Below are 15952 nucleotides of genomic sequence, written 5' to 3' on the forward strand. Positions count from 1 at the left end.
GCCAGGGCGGCCTCGGCGGCGGTGCGGGCCGCCTCGACGCGGCCGAGGGCCCGCTCGATGTGCCGGCCGGCCCGCCGGTTGGTGACGGCGACGGCGGCGACGACCCCGAGCAGTGCGCCGACGAGTGTGTCGACGACGCGGTCGGTGATCAGCTCGCCGGGCTCCTGGAGCCGGGCGAACTCGGTGACGAGCAGCGCCATGGGCGTCACGCACAGACTGCCGAGCCAGTAGCCGCACGGCATCAGCGCCTCGGCGCCGAAGCTGAAGGCGAGGCAGAACAGGACGAGGCCGAGCTGTCCCAGGTGGGCGAGCGGGACGACGGCGGCGAAGACGAGGACGCCCAGTACGTTGCCGACGACGCGCTGCACGCCGCGGCTCCAGGTGAGGGTGACGTTGGCCTGGTAGAGCGACGCGGCGGTGACCAGCGCCCAGTAGGGTCGGCCGGAGCCGAGGGCGAGCGCGGCGTATCCGGCGAGGGCGCAGCCGACCGCGGTGCGCAGGGCGACGGGCAGCAGCGGCGACCCGGGGCCGACTCGCCGCCACAGCGACGGGGCGCCGACGGCGCGCTCGGCCTCGATGCCGAGCAGTTCGTCGTCCATCCCGGCGATCCGCTCGGGCCGGGGCACGGCGGAGGTGCCGCGCAGCCCGGCCGCCCAGGTGCGCAGCTGTGCCGCGTCGGCCTGGTCCGGTGCGGCCAGGGCGACCTCGGCACGGACGACGAGGCGTTCCATGGCGCGGCGCCCCGCGGTACGGGCCCCGGTGGCGAGCAGCGACTGCCACGCGGCGTGGACGGCGGCCCCGGCGGCGTGGCGCGTGTGGGTCCGGTCGGGGTGTTCGACGTGGGCCGCCACGGCGTTCAGGGCACGGGCGGTGGCGCGGCGTTCGGGGCCGTGCGGGCGCACGACGGCCGGCGCCATGGCGACGATCCAGGCGACGGCGCCCGCGGCGAGGGTGAGCGCGAGGTGGCCCGGCACCTGCCCGAGCCGCTGCGGCGCGAACAGGCAGGCGGCGCCGAGGAACGTGAAGATCAGGTGTCCGGGCGGGCCGATGCGGGTGGCGTCGCACAGCACTTTCTGGACGGCGGCCAGCAGCGAGCCGACGGCGACGAACACCACGGCGGAGTGGGTGAGCGACGCGGTGACGAGCGCGACGCCGACGCTCGCGGCCATGCCGAGCACGACCCACCCGAGCGCCCTGGCCCGTGCGGCGTAGGGGAGTGTGTGGCCGTACAGGGCGCTGAAGCTCCCGGCCATCGTGTACATCGCCAGGTCGAGGCGGCCGAGCGCGCACAGCGTGAGGTTGGGTGCCGCGGCCGCCACGACGACGCTCGTGGCCGGTTTGAACCAGATGTCGCTCGGCCTCTTCGGGCGCAGCGCGCCGAGGAGCGGGAGCGGGCGGGCTCGTGGGGTGGTCGTGCGGGCGTGGCCGTCGGACGGAGGTGCGCTGCTCATACGGAAAGATTAGCAAGTGTTTTACTCGTGAAAGATGGGCCGGAAGCCCCTGGCTTCCCTGACGTGGCGTGCGTCACTTGCCCCGCCGGGACGTACCCCTGAGTAGCGCCCGCCACATAGGGTGACGGCCATGACGGTCCCCGTAGCACTGTTGCTGCTCGGCACTCTCGTCGCCCTCGTCGCACCGCGACTGCTCGCGCGCGCCGACTGGATCGAGCGGGAGCCGATCGTCGCGCTGTGGGCGTGGCAGTGCGTGGTGGCCGGTGTCCTGCTGTGCTGCGGCCTGTCGATGGCGTTGAGCGCCGCCGCGGCGTGGCAGGCGGTCCGCGGCCAGCTCTTCGCGCCCGCGCCGCACGCGGTGATGGAGGCGTACGCGCTGCGCGCCGGAGCCCCGTGGGCGCCGGTCGTCGCCGTCGCGCTCGCGCTCGGCGCGGCGTGGACGGGAGCGATGCTCGTGCGGGAGGTGTTCGGCGCCCGGACCCGGCGCAGGCGACGCAGGGCCGAACTGCTCGTCCGCTCCCCTCTGTTGCCCGGCGAGCAGCCGGGGGCCGACCGTCTCGTGGTCCTGGAGGGCGAACGCCCCGACGCCTGGTGGCTGCCCGGCGCCACGCCCCAACTCGTCGTCACCACAGGGGCGTTGCGACGGCTCAAGGGCCGTCAGCTCGATGCCGTGCTCGCCCACGAGATGGGCCACGCCCGGTGGCGGCACGACTGGCTGCTGCACTGCTCGGGTGCGCTCGCCGCGGGGTTCCCCCAGGTCCGGGTGTTCGCCGCGTTCCGCGACGAGATGCACCGCCTGGTCGAACTGGCCGCGGACGACGCCGCCTCGCGCCGCTTCGGGCGGCTCACCACGGCACTCGCGCTGGTCGAACTCAACGAGGACCGCGGCGTGTTCGGCCCCTGCCCGACGCCGCAGGCGCACGTCCCTCAGCGCGTGCACCGGCTGCTGGCTCCGGCGCCGCGGCTCACCCCGGCCCACCGCCTGCGGCTGACGGCCGTGGCGGCTCTGGTGCCGTTGATACCGCTGCTGGTCGCGTTCGTTCCTGGGTTGCGCGCCCTTGGGTAGCGTCCGGGACGGCGTCACCGATGGCGCCGAAGAGGGCGCCAGAGATGGCGTCAGGCCGCCTCGATGGGCGAGTATCTCTCTCATGCTCACGGCCCGCCCCGACTCACCCCACCGCCCACGGCCCCACCCCGGCCGTGGCCCCCACCGGGCCCTGCCGCCCGCGCTCGCGCTCCCGGCCCTCGCGCTCCTGGTGCTGGTCGCGCTCCGCTGGTCGCCGCTGATGGACCTCGACGCCCGGATCGACCTGAAGCTGCACATGCGCGCGGTCGCCGACCCCGGCCTCACGCACGTCAACCGTGTACTGACGGACTGGGCCTGGGACCCGTGGACGATGCGCGCCCTGTGCGCGCTCGTCGTGATCTGGCTCCTCGTGCGGCAGCGCGAACGAGCGCTCGCGGCGTGGATCGCGGCGACGCTGCTGGTCGCCGCGCTCGTGCAGCAGGGCCTGAAGGCGGCCGTCGGGCGGCCGCGGCCCGTGTGGCCCGACCCGGTGGACTCGGCGCACTACGCCGCGTTCCCCTCGGGGCACGCGATGACGGCGACCGTCGTCTGCGGGCTCCTCCTGTGGCTGCTGCGCCGGTACGGGGCCTCCCGCGCGGCACGCCGCGCCGCGTGGACCGTCGCACTGGTCAGCGTGCTCGGTGTGGGCCTGACCCGGCTCTGGCTCGGCGTGCACTGGCCGTCGGACGTGGTGGGAGGGTGGCTGCTCGGCGCCCTGACGGCGGCGGTGTCCGCGGCCGCGTACGAACGGTGGGAGCGGCCCGTATGACGCACAGGACGATCAGAGCGGCGCTCTTCGACTTCTCCGGCACCCTCTTCCGTGTCGAGTCCCCCGAGTCCTGGCTGCGGGCTGCACTCGACGAGACCGAACTGACGCTCCCCGAGGACGAGTTCACGCGTACGGCACGGCGGCTGCACGAGGTCGGAGCGCTGCCCGGCGACTCGACCGACCACGTCACGGTGCCCGACGCGCTCGCCGGTCTCGTGGCGCGCCGCGACATCGACGCCGAGAGCCACCGCGCCGCGTACACGGCGCTCGCCCGGCAGGTTCCACTGCCCGACGAACGGCTCTACGACGTGCTCTACGAGCGTCATATGCGCCCGGCGGCCTGGCGCCCCTACCCGGACGCCCCGGAGGTGCTCGCCGGTCTGCGCGAGCGCGGTGTGCCGGTCGCCGTGGTCAGCAACATCGGCTGGGACCCGCGCCCCGTCTTCGTGGCGCACGGCCTCGACCCGTACGTCGACACGTACGTCCTGTCGTACCGCCACGGTGTGCGGAAACCCGATCCTCGCCTGTTCACGGCGGCCTGCGACGCGCTCGGCGTGGCGCCCGCCGACGCCCTGATGGTCGGCGACGACCGGCGGGCGGACGGCGGCGCGGCGGCAATTGGCTGTGCGCTGCACTTCGTGGACCACCTGCCGGCCGACCGGCGGCCGGACGGGCTGCGGCCCGTGCTCGGGCTTGTCGGGGCCCGGTGACCGTCAGGACTCGTACCTCTCGACCTGCGAGGCGGGCCGTACCCGCGCGCGGTCCGGATCCCCGCCGAACTCGGCTCGGGCGCGTCGCTGGCGCAGCAGGTCCCAGCACTGGTCGAGCATCCGCTCCGTGGCGGCGAGCCGCTCCTGCTCCGTGGCGCTGTCGATCCGTCCCTCGGCGAGGGCGGCCCGCAACCGCCGCTCGTCGGCGACCATGGCACCGATCCGCTTGAGGATCTCCTGCTGGTCCATGACGTACGCCTCCTCGGCACAGCCCGGGCGCGATCCGCCCTCACCGTCACTCTAGGAAGGCTCGCGCGCGACCGCGCGCCGAAGGACCGACGGGCCGGCGGGCCCCGGGGGCAGTTTCGAGAGGCGTGCCGAGGCCGGTAGGGATCGCCGTATCGGACGATCCCCCGCGTCGCCCGATACGGCAGCCCCACCGCCCGTGCACCGCGCCGGCGGGGCGGGGGCGGGGCGTGCTGCGTATAGTTGGCTGAGAGCCAGTCAACGCAGGAGTCAAGGATGTCCCCCCGGAGCGCGTCGGTCAATGAGGAATTGCGCAGGCGTTCGCGCGAACGCCTGCTGCAGGCGGCGCTCGAACTCGTGGGCGAGCGAGGCTACGACGCGACGACACTGGGCGACATCGCGGACCGTGCCGGTTCGGCGCGCGGGCTGGTCTCGTACTACTTCCCCGGCAAAAGGCAGTTGCTGCAGTCCGCCGTGCACCGACTGATGCACCGCACGCTCGAGGAAGCGCTCGACCGCGAGCCACGGCCCGACGCCGCCGACGGGGACGAGCGGCTCGCCCGCGCCATCGACGCCATCCTCGGTCTCGCCCGCGACGAGCCCGTCCTCATGCGTACACACATGGCGGGGATCCTCCAGGCCGAGGGCTTCGTCCAGTGCCCGGAGCAGCAGCGGCTGGCGGCGCTGCTGCGCGACACCGTGGAGCGGCACGGCTCGCTCGACGTGGACCGGGACTACCCGATGCTGCGCGCCCTGCTGATGGGCGCGGTGTTCGCGATGCTGGTGCCCGGAGCCCCGATGCCACCGGCGACGCTGCGTGCCGAGTTGTTCCGTCGCTACCGCCTCGACCCGGCCCTGGGCTTCCCGCCGCGCCCCGACGAGCCGCCGTGCGCCGAGCCGCCCGCGCACGGCCGGACGCCGGACTTCTCCCGGTACTTCCAGACGGGCCCCGGGGGCTGAGCGACGCCCGTACGGCCGGTCACCTCCCGGCAACACCCGGGAAATCGGCGAAACGTCTGCCGCGCATACGTTCTCGCGTATGACACCCCCGTCGATCAAGTCCCGCCCATCCGCCGGTTGGTGGCGTTCGGGCTGCAGCACGTGCTCGCCATGTACGCCGGAGCGGTCGCCGTCCCGCTGATCGTGGGCGGAGCCATGAAACTCTCCCCCGCCGATCTCGCGTATCTCATCACCGCCGATCTGCTGGTGTGCGGCATCGCGACGCTCATCCAGTGCGTGGGCGTGTGGCGGTTCGGCATCCGGCTCCCGGTCGTGCAGGGCTGTACGTTCGCGGCCGTGTCGCCGATGGTGCTGATCGGCACGACGGGCGGCGGACTGCCGTCGGTCTACGGGGCGGTGATCGTCGCGGGGCTCGCGACGATGCTGCTCGCGCCGGTCTTCGGGAGGCTGCTGCGGTTCTTCCCGCCGCTGGTGACGGGCACGGCGATCCTGGTCATCGGCCTGTCGCTGCTGCCGGTCGCGGGCAACTGGGTGGCGGGCGGCGCCGGTTCGGAGGATTTCGGCGAGCCGAGGAACATCGGTCTCGCGGGCTTCGTGCTCCTGGTCGTCCTCGCGGTGCAGCGGTTCGGGCCCGCGCTCCTGAGCCGGGCCGCGGTGCTCGTCGGGATCGTCGCGGGCACGCTGGTGGCGGTGCCCACCGGGTTCACGGACCTCAGCGGTGTGGCCGACGCGCACTGGCTGGGCGTCAGCTCGCCGTTCCACTTCGGGGCGCCCGAGTTCCACGGCGCGGCCATCGTCTCGATGCTGGTGGTGGCGCTCGTGTCGATGACCGAGACGACCGGCGACTTCATCGCTGTCGGTGAGATCACCGACCGCCCGGTGACCCCGCGCGCGCTCGCCGACGGTCTGCGCGCCGACGGCCTGTCGACCGTGCTCGGCGGGGTCTTCACCACCTTCCCCTACACGGCGTTCGCCCAGAACGTCGGCCTGGTCGGCATGACCCGGGCGCGCAGCCGGTGGGTGGTGGCTGCGGCGGGCGGCATCCTCGTCGTGCTCGGCCTGGTGCCCAAACTGGGCGCGGTCGTCGCGGCGATCCCCGCGCCGGTGCTGGGCGGCGCGGGCCTGGTGATGTTCGGCACCGTCGCCGCGGCCGGCCTCAGGACCCTGGCCGAGGCCGACTTCCGCGGCAGCCACGGTCCGACGGTGGTGGCGGTGTCGGTGGGCGTGCTGCCGGTCGGCGTGCCGGACGTGTACGCCAGGTTCCCGGACTGGTTCCGCACGGTGATGGACAGCGGCATCAGCGCCGGATGCGTCACGGCGATCGCCCTCAACCTGCTCTTCAACCACCTTCCCGCCAGGGCGACGTCAGCGAAGCCGGTCGGCCTGCCGGTCGGCCGCGTCGAGCAGGCGGTCGAGCAGACCCGGGAAGAGCGCGTCCAGATCGGCCCGGCGCAACGCGTTGAGCTTGGCCGTCCCCCGGTAGACCTGCTCGATCACGCCGCTCTCGCGCAGCACCCGGAAGTGGTGCGTGGAGGTGGACTTGGTGACGGGCAGCGCGAACTCCGAGCAGGAAAGACCCTGCGGCCTCGCCTCCTCGCATCCGGCCATCTCCCGCACGATCGCGAGCCGCACCGGGTCGGACAGCGCGTGCAGCACGGATTCGAGCCGGATCTCGTCTCGGCCGGGGTGCGCGAGGGCGCGACTGCCGGCGGTGGGGGATACGGCGGTCGTCATGGCGGCGGCTCCTCGGTGCACGGCGGTACGACATCGATTCCGCGACCATTGTACGAGGAAATTCGTAGTACGAGGAGAGCCGTAGTTTGACAGTCGCCGTACTTCGATGGCTATCGTACGAGCAGCACTCCCCAGCCGTACGACACGAATGGAGTCCGCCGTGAGCGCGCTGTTCGAGCCTTACACCCTGCGGTCACTGACCATCCCGAACCGCGTATGGATGCCGCCGATGTGCCAGTACAGCGCCGCGCCCGAGGGCCCGCTGACCGGCGCGCCTCACGACTGGCACTTCCAGCACTACGGCGCCCGCGCGGCGGGCGGCACCGGCCTGATCATCGTCGAGGCGACCGCCGTCACGCCTCAGGGCCGGATCTCCCCGTACGACCTGGGCCTGTGGAACGACACCCAGGTCGAGGCGTTCCGGCGGATCACCGCGTTCCTGAAGTCGCAGGGCACGGTCCCCGGCATCCAGCTCGCGCACGCGGGCCGCAAGGCATCGACCGACCGGCCCTGGAAGGGCGGCGCGCCGGTCGGCCCGGACGAGCACGGCTGGCAGCCGGTGGCTCCGAGCGCGATCGCCTTCGACGAGCACCACCCGGTCCCCGACGAGCTGACGGCCGACGGCATCAGGGAGATCGTCGGGCAGTTCGCCGACGCGGCCCGTCGCGCCCTGGACGCCGGCTTCGAGGCCGTCGAACTCCACGGCGCCCACGGCTACCTGATCGGCCAGTTCCTCTCCCCGCACTCCAACAGGCGCACCGACGAGTACGGCGGCTCGTTCGAGAACCGCACCCGCTTCGCCCGCGAGGTCGTCGACGCCGTACGCGCCGTGTGGCCCGACGAGCTGCCCCTGCTCTTCCGGATCTCCGCCACCGACTGGCTGCCGGACGGCGAGGGCTGGAGCGCCGACGACACGGTCCGCTTCACCGCCGAGCTCAAGAACCACGGCGTCGACCTGGTCGACGTGTCGACCGGCGGCAACGCGTCGGGCGTACGCATCCCCGTCGGCCCCGGCTACCAGGTCCCCTTCGCGGCCCGCGTCCGCAACGAGGCGAAGATGCCGGCCGCCGCGGTCGGGCTCATCACCGAACCGCAGCAGGCCGAGAAGATCCTCGTCGACGGGGAGGCCGACGCGGTGCTGCTCGGCCGCGAACTGCTGCGCGACCCGTCCTTCGCCCGCCATGCCGCACGCGAGCTCGGCGGGGAGGTACACGTGCCGGATCAGTACCACCGGTCGGTGTGAGCGTCAGCCCCCGCCGGTCCCGGAGGTGACCCTCGCGTCGTGATGCCGTGCGCGGGCCCGCCCGCCCGCAAGCCGCACGGCGGCGGTGTCGGCCGGCCTGCGCCGGTTTTGGGCGCCGTTCACCACGATTGCGCCGCGTCGTTCATTCCGGACACCCACAATCCGGGCCATGAATACTCCTGTCACAGCAGACAGTTCACGCCTGAGCAGACGAACACTCATCGCCGGGGCGTCCGGCGCGGGCCTGGCCGGTGCCGTGGGGGCGGGGCTCGGTTCGGCGCAGCCCGCCGCGGCCGTGCCGGGTCCGCTGCTGTGGCGCAGGCCCGGCCCGTCGGGCGCGCCCCGGGTGGCGGGGCTCCACCTGCAGTTCGGCTCCGACGCCTCCCGGGAGATCGTGGTGTCCTGGCACACCACGTCCTCGGTCTCCCGCCCGAAGGTGCTGCTCGGCACTGCGGCCGGCGGCTTCGGCCGGCAGGTGGCGGCGCGGACCACCACGTACCGCGACGCGCACTCGGGCACGGAGGTGCAGATCCACCATGCCGCGGTACGCGGCCTGCGCCCGGACACCGACTACGTCTACGCGGCCGTGCACGACGGCGCCCAGGCCGAGCTGGGCACCGTGCGGACGGCGCCGCGCGGCCGCGCTCCGTTCACCTTCACGAGCTTCGGCGACCAGGGCACGCCCACGCTGGGCAGGAAGAACGACGCGGGGGTCTACGTCAACGACAACCTGGGCTCTCCCTTCGCGGGCGACACGACCGCGGGCGTCGAACGGATCGCACCGCTGTTCCATCTGATGAACGGCGACCTGTGCTACGCCAACCTGGCCACCGACCGGGTACGCACCTGGTCCGACTGGTTCGAGACCAACACCCGCTCGGCACGCCACCGCCCGTGGATGCCGGCTCCCGGCAACCACGAGAACGAGCTGGGCAACGGCCCCATCGGCTACGCCGCCTACCAGAGCTACTTCGACCTCCCCGACTCCGGCGCGCACGATGAACTGCGCGGCCTGTGGTATGCGTTCACCGCCGGATCGGTGCGCGTGATCAGCCTGGCCAACGACGATGTCGCCCTCCAGGACGGCGGCAGCTCGTACGTGCACGGATACTCGGGCGGCGCCCAGCGGCGCTGGCTGGAGACGGAGCTGGCCGCCGCACGCGCCGACGCGGACATCGACTGGATCGTCGTGTGCATGCACCAGGTGGCCATCTCCACGGCCGACAAGTTCAACGGCGCGGACCTGGGCGTTCGCGAACAGTGGCTGCCGCTGTTCGACCGCTACGGTGTCGACCTGGTGGTCTGCGGCCATGAGCACCACTACGAACGCTCCCACCCGATCCGCGGGCACCAGGCCGACGACACCCGCACCCCCGTCCCGGCGGCCACCGACACCAGGACGGTCGACACGACCAAGGGCACCGTGCACATGGTGATCGGCGGGGGCGGCACCTCCGTGCCCTCAAACGAGCTGCTGTTCCCCACTCCTGAGTGCCGTGTGATCGTCGAGGTGGGGGACATCGACCCGGAGACCGGCAAGCGCAAGCCCGTCTACGTCCATGAGGACGCGCCCTGGTCCGCGGTCCGTGACGGCCGGCACCCGTACGGGTTCGCCGCGTTCGAGGTCGACCCGGGCTCCCCCGGCGGCGACACGTCGATCCATGTCACGTATTACAGCGTCAGTGGGCCCTACGGCGCTCTGACCGCCGTGGACCGCTTCACGCTGACCCGGCCACGCGGCCGCCACTGACCGGGCGCTTCGCGGTGACAGGTCCGGCGGCACGCGACAGTGCGTGACCGCCGGGCCCGCCCGCATTACGTTGATGCCCCACAGGTCGGTCAAACCCATCCAATTCGTGAGGCATCACGCATGAGCAGCATGAGCATCCGCAATCAGCTCCCCGGCACCGTCACGGCCGTCACCCCCGGCCGGGCCATGGCCACCGTCAAAGTGCGCCTGGACGGCGGGCAGGACCTCACTGCCGCGATCACCATCGACGCCGCCGAGGCGCTCGGTCTCGCCTCGGGCACCCCGGTCCGCGCCCTGATCAAGTCGACGGAGGTCTCCCTGGCGACCGCGCAGGTCTCGGGGGTGTCCATCCGCAACCAGCTCGCGGGCACGGTCGGCGACATCGCCGCGGGTGACGCCATGGCCCGCGTCAAGGTGGACCTTCCCGGGGGTGAGCTGACGTCGGCCGTCACCAAGGAGGCCGTGACGGACATGGGCCTGTCGACCGGTTCCCCCGTCGTCGCCCTCATCAAGGCGACGGAGGTCTCTCTCGCGACCGACTGACGTCAGGTGCGGGGCCGCCGTCGGCCGTGACGCACCAGCATGAACAGCGGACCGAGCGCGAGCAGCAGCGCGAGGGCCGCGTAGCCGTACGTGAGGGTCGCCGCCGTGGCGACCACGGCGACGAGCAACGGGCCGCCCGCGTCGCCGAGTTCACGGCCCAGCTCGGCCGTGCCCATGGTGCGGCCCAGGTGCTCCTTCGGGGTGCTGGAGGCCAGGGCGGTGAAGGCGAGCGGGGTGATGAGTCCGGTGCCCGCGCCGACCAGGACGGCGGCGAGCAGGATCCCGGCCAGCCCGGGCAGCGTCGCCCCCGCGAACCCGCAGGCCGCGGCGAGCAGCCCGCCGGCGACGCCGCGCGAGACGGTCAGGCGCCCGGAGTCCAGGGCGCGCCCCGCCCGTGGCTGGACGAGCGCCGCGGTGAGCGCGAGCACGGAGACGGCGGCGCCGGTGGCGAGGGTCCCGTACCCGGCACGCGCCCCGGAGACCGGCAGGAAGCCGACCCCGGCGGACAGGGCGGCGGTCGCGGCGGCGAGGGCGGAGGCGGGCCCCAGGAACGCCGGTTCGGTCAGCCCCCGGACCAGGTCGAACACGGTCTGCCGGGCGCGCGGCAGCGGCGGCACGCGCTCCACCGCGGCCGACGCCCAGACGGCGACGACCGCGCCGAGCGCCGCGAGGACGGCGAACAGCAGCCGCAGGCCGCCCACCCGGACCAGGACGCCGCCGAGCAGCGGACCGAGCGTGTAGCCGAGTGACTTGTAGAAGCCGTACGAGCCGAAGACCCGGCCGTGTTTCGCCGCCGGGTTGAGCCGGGCGACGAGCGCCGAGGCCGACGGCGAGAACGCGGAGGCCGCGGCGCCCTGCCCGAGCCGCGCCGCCCACAGCCACCCCGCCCTGTCGGCGACCACGTAGAGCGCGGACGACGCGGCGAAGGCGACAAGCCCGCCGACCAGGACGGGGCGGGCGCCGATCCGGTCGGCGAGGCTCCCGAACACCGGCTTGAGCAGCACCTCGGCCCCGTCGTACAGGGCGAGGAGCGCGCCGAGCGTCATGAGCGAGGTGACCGTGTCGCGCGAGTGGGCGCCGAGGCTCGCGGCGACGCCGTGCGCGCCGAACGCGGTCGTGAAACCGGCCGCGTACAGGGGCCACATCCGTCGCGAGGGCGCCGTCGCGGCGGGCGGGGGCGCTGTCGCGTTCACGGCAAGGTCCCTTCGGGGAACGGGGAGGGGACAGGGACGGGGACGAGGGCGGGGACAGGGACGGGGACTGGGACTGGGACGCCATGATCTCCGGATCGCGGCGTGCCGACCAGCCCCTCGGCACTCGCCCGGCGCGTCGCGGACGGCGGTGGCCGTGCCCCGGCGGGCCCGCGTCGCCGTCTTAATTTGCTTTTCAGATGCCACATTCCTACGGTGCGGTCATGCGGCTGACGCGATTCACGGACCTGGCACTGCGCGTGCTCATGCGCCTCTCCTCCGTCGAGGGGACGGACCTGCCCACCACGCGCGAGGTCGCCGCCGCCATGGACGTCCCGTACACGCACACCGCCAAGGCCGTCGCCCGTCTCCAGCACATGGGGCTCGTCGAGGCGCGGCGCGGGCGGGGCGGGGGCCTCACACTGACCCCGGCCGGGCGCACGGCGTCGATCGGCGCTCTCGTACGCGAACTGGAGGGGCCGGGCGACGTCGTGGACTGCGACGGGACGACTCCGTGCCCGCTGCGGTCCGCCTGCCGCCTGCGCGGCGCGCTGCACCAGGCGCAGGAGGCCTTCTACGGCTCGCTCGACCCGGTCACGCTCGACGATCTTGTCAAGGCCCCGACCGGCCCTCTGCTGGTGTCTCTCTCCCCCTCCCCCGGCACCGGCTGAGCCGGGCACCGTGAACCCCGTTCCTCCCGTTCTTCCCCACACCGTTAAATGCGACTCTCGCATGCACATTAAAGGAGTCAGCTGATGCTCAGCGACCGGTCCGCCTCCGTCGTCCGCGCCACCCTCCCCGCGGTGGGCGCCGCCATCGAGGACATCACCGGGCTGTTCTACGCGAAGATGTTCGCCGCCCACCCGGAGCTGCTGCGCGACCTGTTCAACCGCGGCAACCAGGCATCCGGCGCCCAGCGGCAGGCTCTCGCGGGTTCCGTCGCGGCCTTCGCCGCGTACCTGGTCGACCACCCGGACGAGCGGCCCGACGTGATGCTGCGGCGCATCGCGCACAAGCACGCGTCGCTGGGTGTGCGCGCCGACCAGTACCCGATCGTGCACCAGCACCTGTTCGAGGCCATCGCGGAAGTGCTCGGCGACGCCGTCACACCCGAAGTGGCTCGCGCCTGGGACGAGGTGTACTGGCTGATGGCGAACGCGCTCATCGCCCTCGAAGCCCGGCTCTACGCGCAGCAGGACGTGGCCGACGGGGACGTGTGGCGCGAGTGGGAGGTCGTGGGCCGCACCGAGGAGACGGACGACGTCGCCTCGTTCCACCTCCGCCCCGCCGACGGCGCACCGGCACCGGCCTTCCGGCCCGGCCAGTACGTGTCCGTACAGGTCGAACTCGCCGACGGGGCACGACAGATACGCCAGTACAGCCTCACCGGCGCGCCCGCCGCGACGACGCGTTCGATCGCGGTGAAGCGAGTGGCGGGCGCCGGAACCGCGCCCGACGGCGAGGTCTCCAACCACCTGCACGCGCGCGTGCGCACGGGTGCTCGGCTCCGTGTCTCGGCGCCGTACGGCGATCTGGTCCTCGACTCCGACGACAGCACACCGCTGCTGCTCGCCTCGGCGGGCATCGGCTGCACGCCCATGCTCGCCATGCTCGAACAGCTGGCGGCCGACCAGCACGCGGCCCCCGTCACCGTCGTGCACGCCGACCGCGCGCCCGCGGCGCACGCGCTCCGCGCCGACCAGGAGGCCCTCGTCGGCAAACTCCCCGACGCCACCGCCCATTTCTGGTACGAGCAGCCGGGCTCCGGCCACCGCACGGGCCTGGCGGACCTGACCGACGTGCCGGTGTCCCCGGGCACGCGCGCGTACCTGTGCGGCCCGCTGCCGTTCATGCGCGCGGTGCGCGGCCAGCTCCTGGACAGGGGTGTGGCGGCGGCCGACATCCACTACGAGGTGTTCGGCCCGGACATGTGGCTGGGCAGGGCGTGACCCCAGCCGGCCCGCCCACGGCGCCCGCAGCGCCCGGACAAGCGTCCTGACCTGCGGGTACGCCGTCTCCAGCGGCCGTTGTCAGTGGTCGGGTGCAGACTGACCCGTACCTGGGGACAACGACGTTTCGGAGGTGTGGGACATGACGGATGTACTGCTCGCGGTGGGCACGCGCAAAGGTCTCTTCCTGGGGCGGCGGCGCGGCGGCGCGGGCTCGCCCTGGGAGTTCGACGCGAGCCCGTACTTCAACGCGCAGGCGATCTACTCGGTGGCCATCGACACGCGCGGACGGACACCGCGGCTGCTCGCGGGCGGCGACAGCGCCCACTGGGGCCCGTCCGTCTTCCACTCGGACGACCTGGGTCGCACCTGGACCGAGCCGTCCGCGCCCGCCGTGAAGTTTCCGCAGGACACGGGGGCCTCCCTGGAGCGCGTGTGGCAGCTGCACCCGGCGGAGGCCGAACCGGACGTGGTGTACGCGGGCACGGAACCGGCGGCGCTGTACCGGTCGGTGGACCGCGGCGAGTCGTTCGAGCTGTGCCGTCCGCTGTGGGAGCACCCCACGCGCTCGCGATGGGTGCCCGGAGGCGGCGGCGAGGGCCTGCACACGGTCCTCACCGACGCGCGCGACCCCGAGTCCCTGACAGTGGCGGTCTCGACGGCCGGGGTGTTCCGCTCGGCGGACGGCGGGGAGAGCTGGGCACCGTCCAACTCCGGGGTGTCGGCGGTGTTCCTTCCCGACCCGAGTCCCGAGTTCGGCCAGTGCGTGCACAAGGTCGCACGGGACGCCGCGAACCCGGACCGCCTGTATCTGCAGAACCACTGGGGCGTGTACCGCAGTGACGACGGCGGCGGCCACTGGACGGACATCGGCGAGGGCCTGCCGTCGACGTTCGGGTTCGCGGTGGCCGCGCACCCACGGCGCGCCGACACGGCGTACGTGTTCCCGATCAACGCCGACGCGGACCGGGTGCCGGCCGACCGCCGCTGCCGCGTCTTCCGTACCCAGGACGCGGGCAAGAGCTGGGAGCCGCTCTCGCGCGGCCTGCCGGAGGGCGACCATTACGGCACGGTGCTGCGCGACGCCCTGCGCACGGACGACGCGGACCCGGCGGGCATCTACTTCGGCAATCGCAACGGGGAGGTGTACGCATCGGCCGACGACGGTGACAGTTGGCGGCAGTTGGCGGCCCATCTGCCGGACGTGCTCTGTGTCCGCGCCGCCGTGGTGGGGTGATCGACGGGGTGCGCACGGCCGCCGATCGAGCCGATTGAAGGGTGGCGCGTGTACGGCAGTAGGGTGACGCCGTGGCACCACGACCTTTGCATGAAATCGTCGAGCCGGGCTGGGCGAAGGCCCTCGAACCGGTGGCCGGACAGATCACCGCGATGGGTGAGTTCCTGCGGGCGGAGATCGCCGCGGGACGCACCTATCTTCCTGCCGGAGCGAATGTGCTGCGCGCCTTCCAGCAGCCGTTCGACGAGGTGCGGGTGCTCATCGTCGGGCAGGACCCCTACCCGACGCCGGGGCACGCGGTGGGCCTGTCGTTCTCGGTGGCCCCCGAGGTGCGCCCGCTGCCGGGCAGCCTCATCAACATCTACCGGGAGCTGGGTACCGACCTGGGGCTGCCGCAGCCGTCGAACGGAGACCTGACACCGTGGACGCGGCAGGGCGTGCTGTTGCTCAACAGGGCGCTGACCACCGCTCCGCGGCGTCCTGGCGCCCACCGTGACAAGGGCTGGGAGCAGGTCACCGAGCAGGCCATCCGGGCGCTGGCGGCGCGCGGGCGTCCGCTGGTGCCCATCCTGTGGGGCAGAGACGCGCGCAATCTGCGGCCCTGGCTCTCCGACTACCCGGCGATCGAGTCCCCGCACCCCTCGCCCATGTCGGCGGACCGCGGCTTTTTCGGCTCGCGCCCGTTCAGCCGGGCCAACGAACTCCTCGAGCGGCAGGGCGCCGAGCCCATCGACTGGCGCCTGCCATGAGCCGGCTCGCTCGCGGGCCACGGGTCCTCGGCGTGGACTCCGGCGGCTCGGGCCTGCGCGTGGCGCTCGCGTGCGCCGACGACCTGACACGTCCCCTCACAGCCGTGTCCCGGGAGCCGGTGCGCACCGCGGCCTCCGGCATCGACCCGGACCATCTGCTCACCCAACTGCTGCCGATGGTGCGCGAATTGTGGTCCAGGGCCGAGACCGAGACCGGGAGCACGGCCCTCGCCGCGGTAACGGTGGGCGCGGCCGGTGCGGCCACCCTCGGCGACGGGCTGCGCGCCGAGCTGCCCGGCGCCCTCGCCCGCGAGTTCGGCGTGCGCCGCGTGGCGCTCGCGGCGGACGCCGTGAC

Annotated in this window: 15 protein-coding genes and 2 pseudogenes; 13 read left to right on the forward strand and 4 right to left on the reverse strand. The window is 73.3% G+C overall.

Annotated elements, in window-relative coordinates:
• A partial coding sequence (locus OFY01_RS06960) for an FUSC family protein (protein ID WP_266597380.1) occupies positions 1-1451 on the reverse strand: 1451 nt, incomplete at its 3' end.
• Positions 1452-1581: 130 nt separating this feature from the next.
• On the opposite strand from OFY01_RS06960, the gene OFY01_RS06965 reads away from it, so the two are divergent.
• From OFY01_RS06965 to OFY01_RS06975, 3 genes are all read left to right on the forward strand, one after another.
• A complete protein-coding gene (locus OFY01_RS06965) occupies positions 1582-2517 on the forward strand; it encodes a M56 family metallopeptidase (RefSeq protein ID WP_266597381.1) in 936 nt (311 codons plus the stop codon).
• An 82-nt stretch (positions 2518-2599) separates the two neighbouring features.
• Positions 2600-3286 carry a phosphatase PAP2 family protein gene (locus OFY01_RS06970; RefSeq protein ID WP_266597383.1) on the forward strand — a complete coding sequence of 229 codons (687 nt, stop codon included), beginning with the start codon at positions 2600-2602 and terminating at the stop codon, positions 3284-3286.
• Complete coding sequence (locus OFY01_RS06975; protein WP_266597385.1) at positions 3283-3996, forward strand: HAD family hydrolase; 714 nt, start codon at positions 3283-3285, stop codon at positions 3994-3996. The genes OFY01_RS06970 and OFY01_RS06975 overlap by 4 nt, the downstream gene beginning before the upstream one ends.
• 3 nt (positions 3997-3999) lie before the next feature.
• Here OFY01_RS06975 and OFY01_RS06980 read toward each other — a convergent pair whose 3' ends face one another.
• Positions 4000-4245, reverse strand: a complete 246-nt coding sequence (locus tag OFY01_RS06980) for a DUF2630 family protein (RefSeq protein ID WP_266597387.1) — start codon at positions 4243-4245, stop codon at positions 4000-4002.
• Between the two features lie 273 nt (positions 4246-4518).
• Between OFY01_RS06980 and OFY01_RS06985 the strand changes: the two genes are divergently transcribed.
• Both OFY01_RS06985 and OFY01_RS06990 read left to right on the forward strand, forming a co-directional pair.
• Positions 4519-5202, forward strand: a complete 684-nt coding sequence (locus tag OFY01_RS06985) for a TetR/AcrR family transcriptional regulator (RefSeq protein ID WP_266597389.1) — start codon at positions 4519-4521, stop codon at positions 5200-5202.
• A 150-nt stretch (positions 5203-5352) separates the two neighbouring features.
• A pseudogene (locus OFY01_RS06990) lies at positions 5353-6639 on the forward strand (nucleobase:cation symporter-2 family protein); the annotation flags it as partial.
• On the opposite strand, the gene OFY01_RS06995 reads toward OFY01_RS06990, so the two are convergent.
• A complete protein-coding gene (locus OFY01_RS06995; protein WP_266597391.1) occupies positions 6568-6936 on the reverse strand; it encodes an ArsR/SmtB family transcription factor in 369 nt (122 codons plus the stop codon). The pseudogene OFY01_RS06990 and the gene OFY01_RS06995 sit on opposite strands and share 72 nt — an antisense overlap.
• A 160-nt stretch (positions 6937-7096) precedes the next feature.
• Here OFY01_RS06995 and OFY01_RS07000 point away from each other — a divergent pair, with 160 nt between their 5' ends.
• The 3 genes from OFY01_RS07000 (at position 7097) to OFY01_RS07010 (ending at position 10472) form a co-directional block, all read left to right on the forward strand.
• A complete protein-coding gene (locus OFY01_RS07000) occupies positions 7097-8179 on the forward strand; it encodes an NADH:flavin oxidoreductase/NADH oxidase (RefSeq protein ID WP_266597393.1) in 1083 nt (360 codons plus the stop codon).
• Positions 8180-8348: 169 nt separating this feature from the next.
• Positions 8349-9929 (forward strand): purple acid phosphatase family protein, encoded by a 1581-nt coding sequence (locus OFY01_RS07005; RefSeq protein WP_266597394.1) that lies wholly within the window; start codon positions 8349-8351, stop codon positions 9927-9929.
• A 120-nt stretch (positions 9930-10049) separates the two neighbouring features.
• Entirely contained in the window at positions 10050-10472 is a 423-nt protein-coding gene (locus OFY01_RS07010) for a TOBE domain-containing protein (protein ID WP_266597396.1), read from the forward strand.
• Positions 10473-10474: 2 nt separating this feature from the next.
• Here OFY01_RS07010 and OFY01_RS07015 read toward each other — a convergent pair whose 3' ends face one another.
• Positions 10475-11617, reverse strand: coding sequence for an MFS transporter (locus OFY01_RS07015; RefSeq protein WP_266597405.1), 1143 nt, complete (start codon positions 11615-11617; stop codon positions 10475-10477).
• Between the two features lie 269 nt (positions 11618-11886).
• On the opposite strand from OFY01_RS07015, the gene OFY01_RS07020 reads away from it, so the two are divergent.
• The 5 genes and pseudogenes from OFY01_RS07020 to OFY01_RS07040 form a co-directional block, all read left to right on the forward strand.
• Positions 11887-12333, forward strand: a complete 447-nt coding sequence (locus tag OFY01_RS07020; protein WP_266597398.1) for an RrF2 family transcriptional regulator — start codon at positions 11887-11889, stop codon at positions 12331-12333.
• Positions 12334-12417: 84 nt separating this feature from the next.
• Positions 12418-13611, forward strand: coding sequence for a globin domain-containing protein (locus OFY01_RS07025; protein WP_266597399.1), 1194 nt, complete (start codon positions 12418-12420; stop codon positions 13609-13611).
• Positions 13612-13753: 142 nt separating this feature from the next.
• Positions 13754-14848: a WD40/YVTN/BNR-like repeat-containing protein gene (locus tag OFY01_RS07030; RefSeq protein ID WP_266597401.1), complete on the forward strand. Its 1095-nt coding sequence runs from the start codon at positions 13754-13756 to the stop codon at positions 14846-14848.
• Positions 14849-14919: 71 nt separating this feature from the next.
• Positions 14920-15597, forward strand: coding sequence for a uracil-DNA glycosylase (locus tag OFY01_RS07035; protein WP_266597403.1), 678 nt, complete (start codon positions 14920-14922; stop codon positions 15595-15597).
• Positions 15594-15952, forward strand: a pseudogene (locus OFY01_RS07040) (ATPase); the annotation flags it as partial. The gene OFY01_RS07035 and the pseudogene OFY01_RS07040, both read left to right, overlap by 4 nt.

Source organism: Streptomyces beihaiensis (genome assembly GCF_026274175.1).
GTDB lineage: Bacteria > Actinomycetota > Actinomycetes > Streptomycetales > Streptomycetaceae > Streptomyces > Streptomyces beihaiensis.

Coding starts and splice junctions, on each gene's coding strand:
- OFY01_RS06965 (WP_266597381.1), top strand. CDS start 1,582: ATGACGGTCCCCGTAGCACTGTTGCTGCTCGGCACTCTCGTCGCCCTC.
- OFY01_RS06970 (WP_266597383.1), top strand. CDS start 2,600: ATGCTCACGGCCCGCCCCGACTCACCCCACCGCCCACGGCCCCACCCC.
- OFY01_RS06975 (WP_266597385.1), top strand. CDS start 3,283: ATGACGCACAGGACGATCAGAGCGGCGCTCTTCGACTTCTCCGGCACC.
- OFY01_RS06980 (WP_266597387.1), bottom strand. CDS start 4,245: ATGGACCAGCAGGAGATCCTCAAGCGGATCGGTGCCATGGTCGCCGAC.
- OFY01_RS06985 (WP_266597389.1), top strand. CDS start 4,519: ATGTCCCCCCGGAGCGCGTCGGTCAATGAGGAATTGCGCAGGCGTTCG.
- OFY01_RS06995 (WP_266597391.1), bottom strand. CDS start 6,936: ATGACGACCGCCGTATCCCCCACCGCCGGCAGTCGCGCCCTCGCGCAC.
- OFY01_RS07005 (WP_266597394.1), top strand. CDS start 8,349: ATGAATACTCCTGTCACAGCAGACAGTTCACGCCTGAGCAGACGAACA.
- OFY01_RS07010 (WP_266597396.1), top strand. CDS start 10,050: ATGAGCAGCATGAGCATCCGCAATCAGCTCCCCGGCACCGTCACGGCC.
- OFY01_RS07015 (WP_266597405.1), bottom strand. CDS start 11,617: ATGTGGCCCCTGTACGCGGCCGGTTTCACGACCGCGTTCGGCGCGCAC.
- OFY01_RS07020 (WP_266597398.1), top strand. CDS start 11,887: ATGCGGCTGACGCGATTCACGGACCTGGCACTGCGCGTGCTCATGCGC.
- OFY01_RS07025 (WP_266597399.1), top strand. CDS start 12,418: ATGCTCAGCGACCGGTCCGCCTCCGTCGTCCGCGCCACCCTCCCCGCG.
- OFY01_RS07030 (WP_266597401.1), top strand. CDS start 13,754: ATGACGGATGTACTGCTCGCGGTGGGCACGCGCAAAGGTCTCTTCCTG.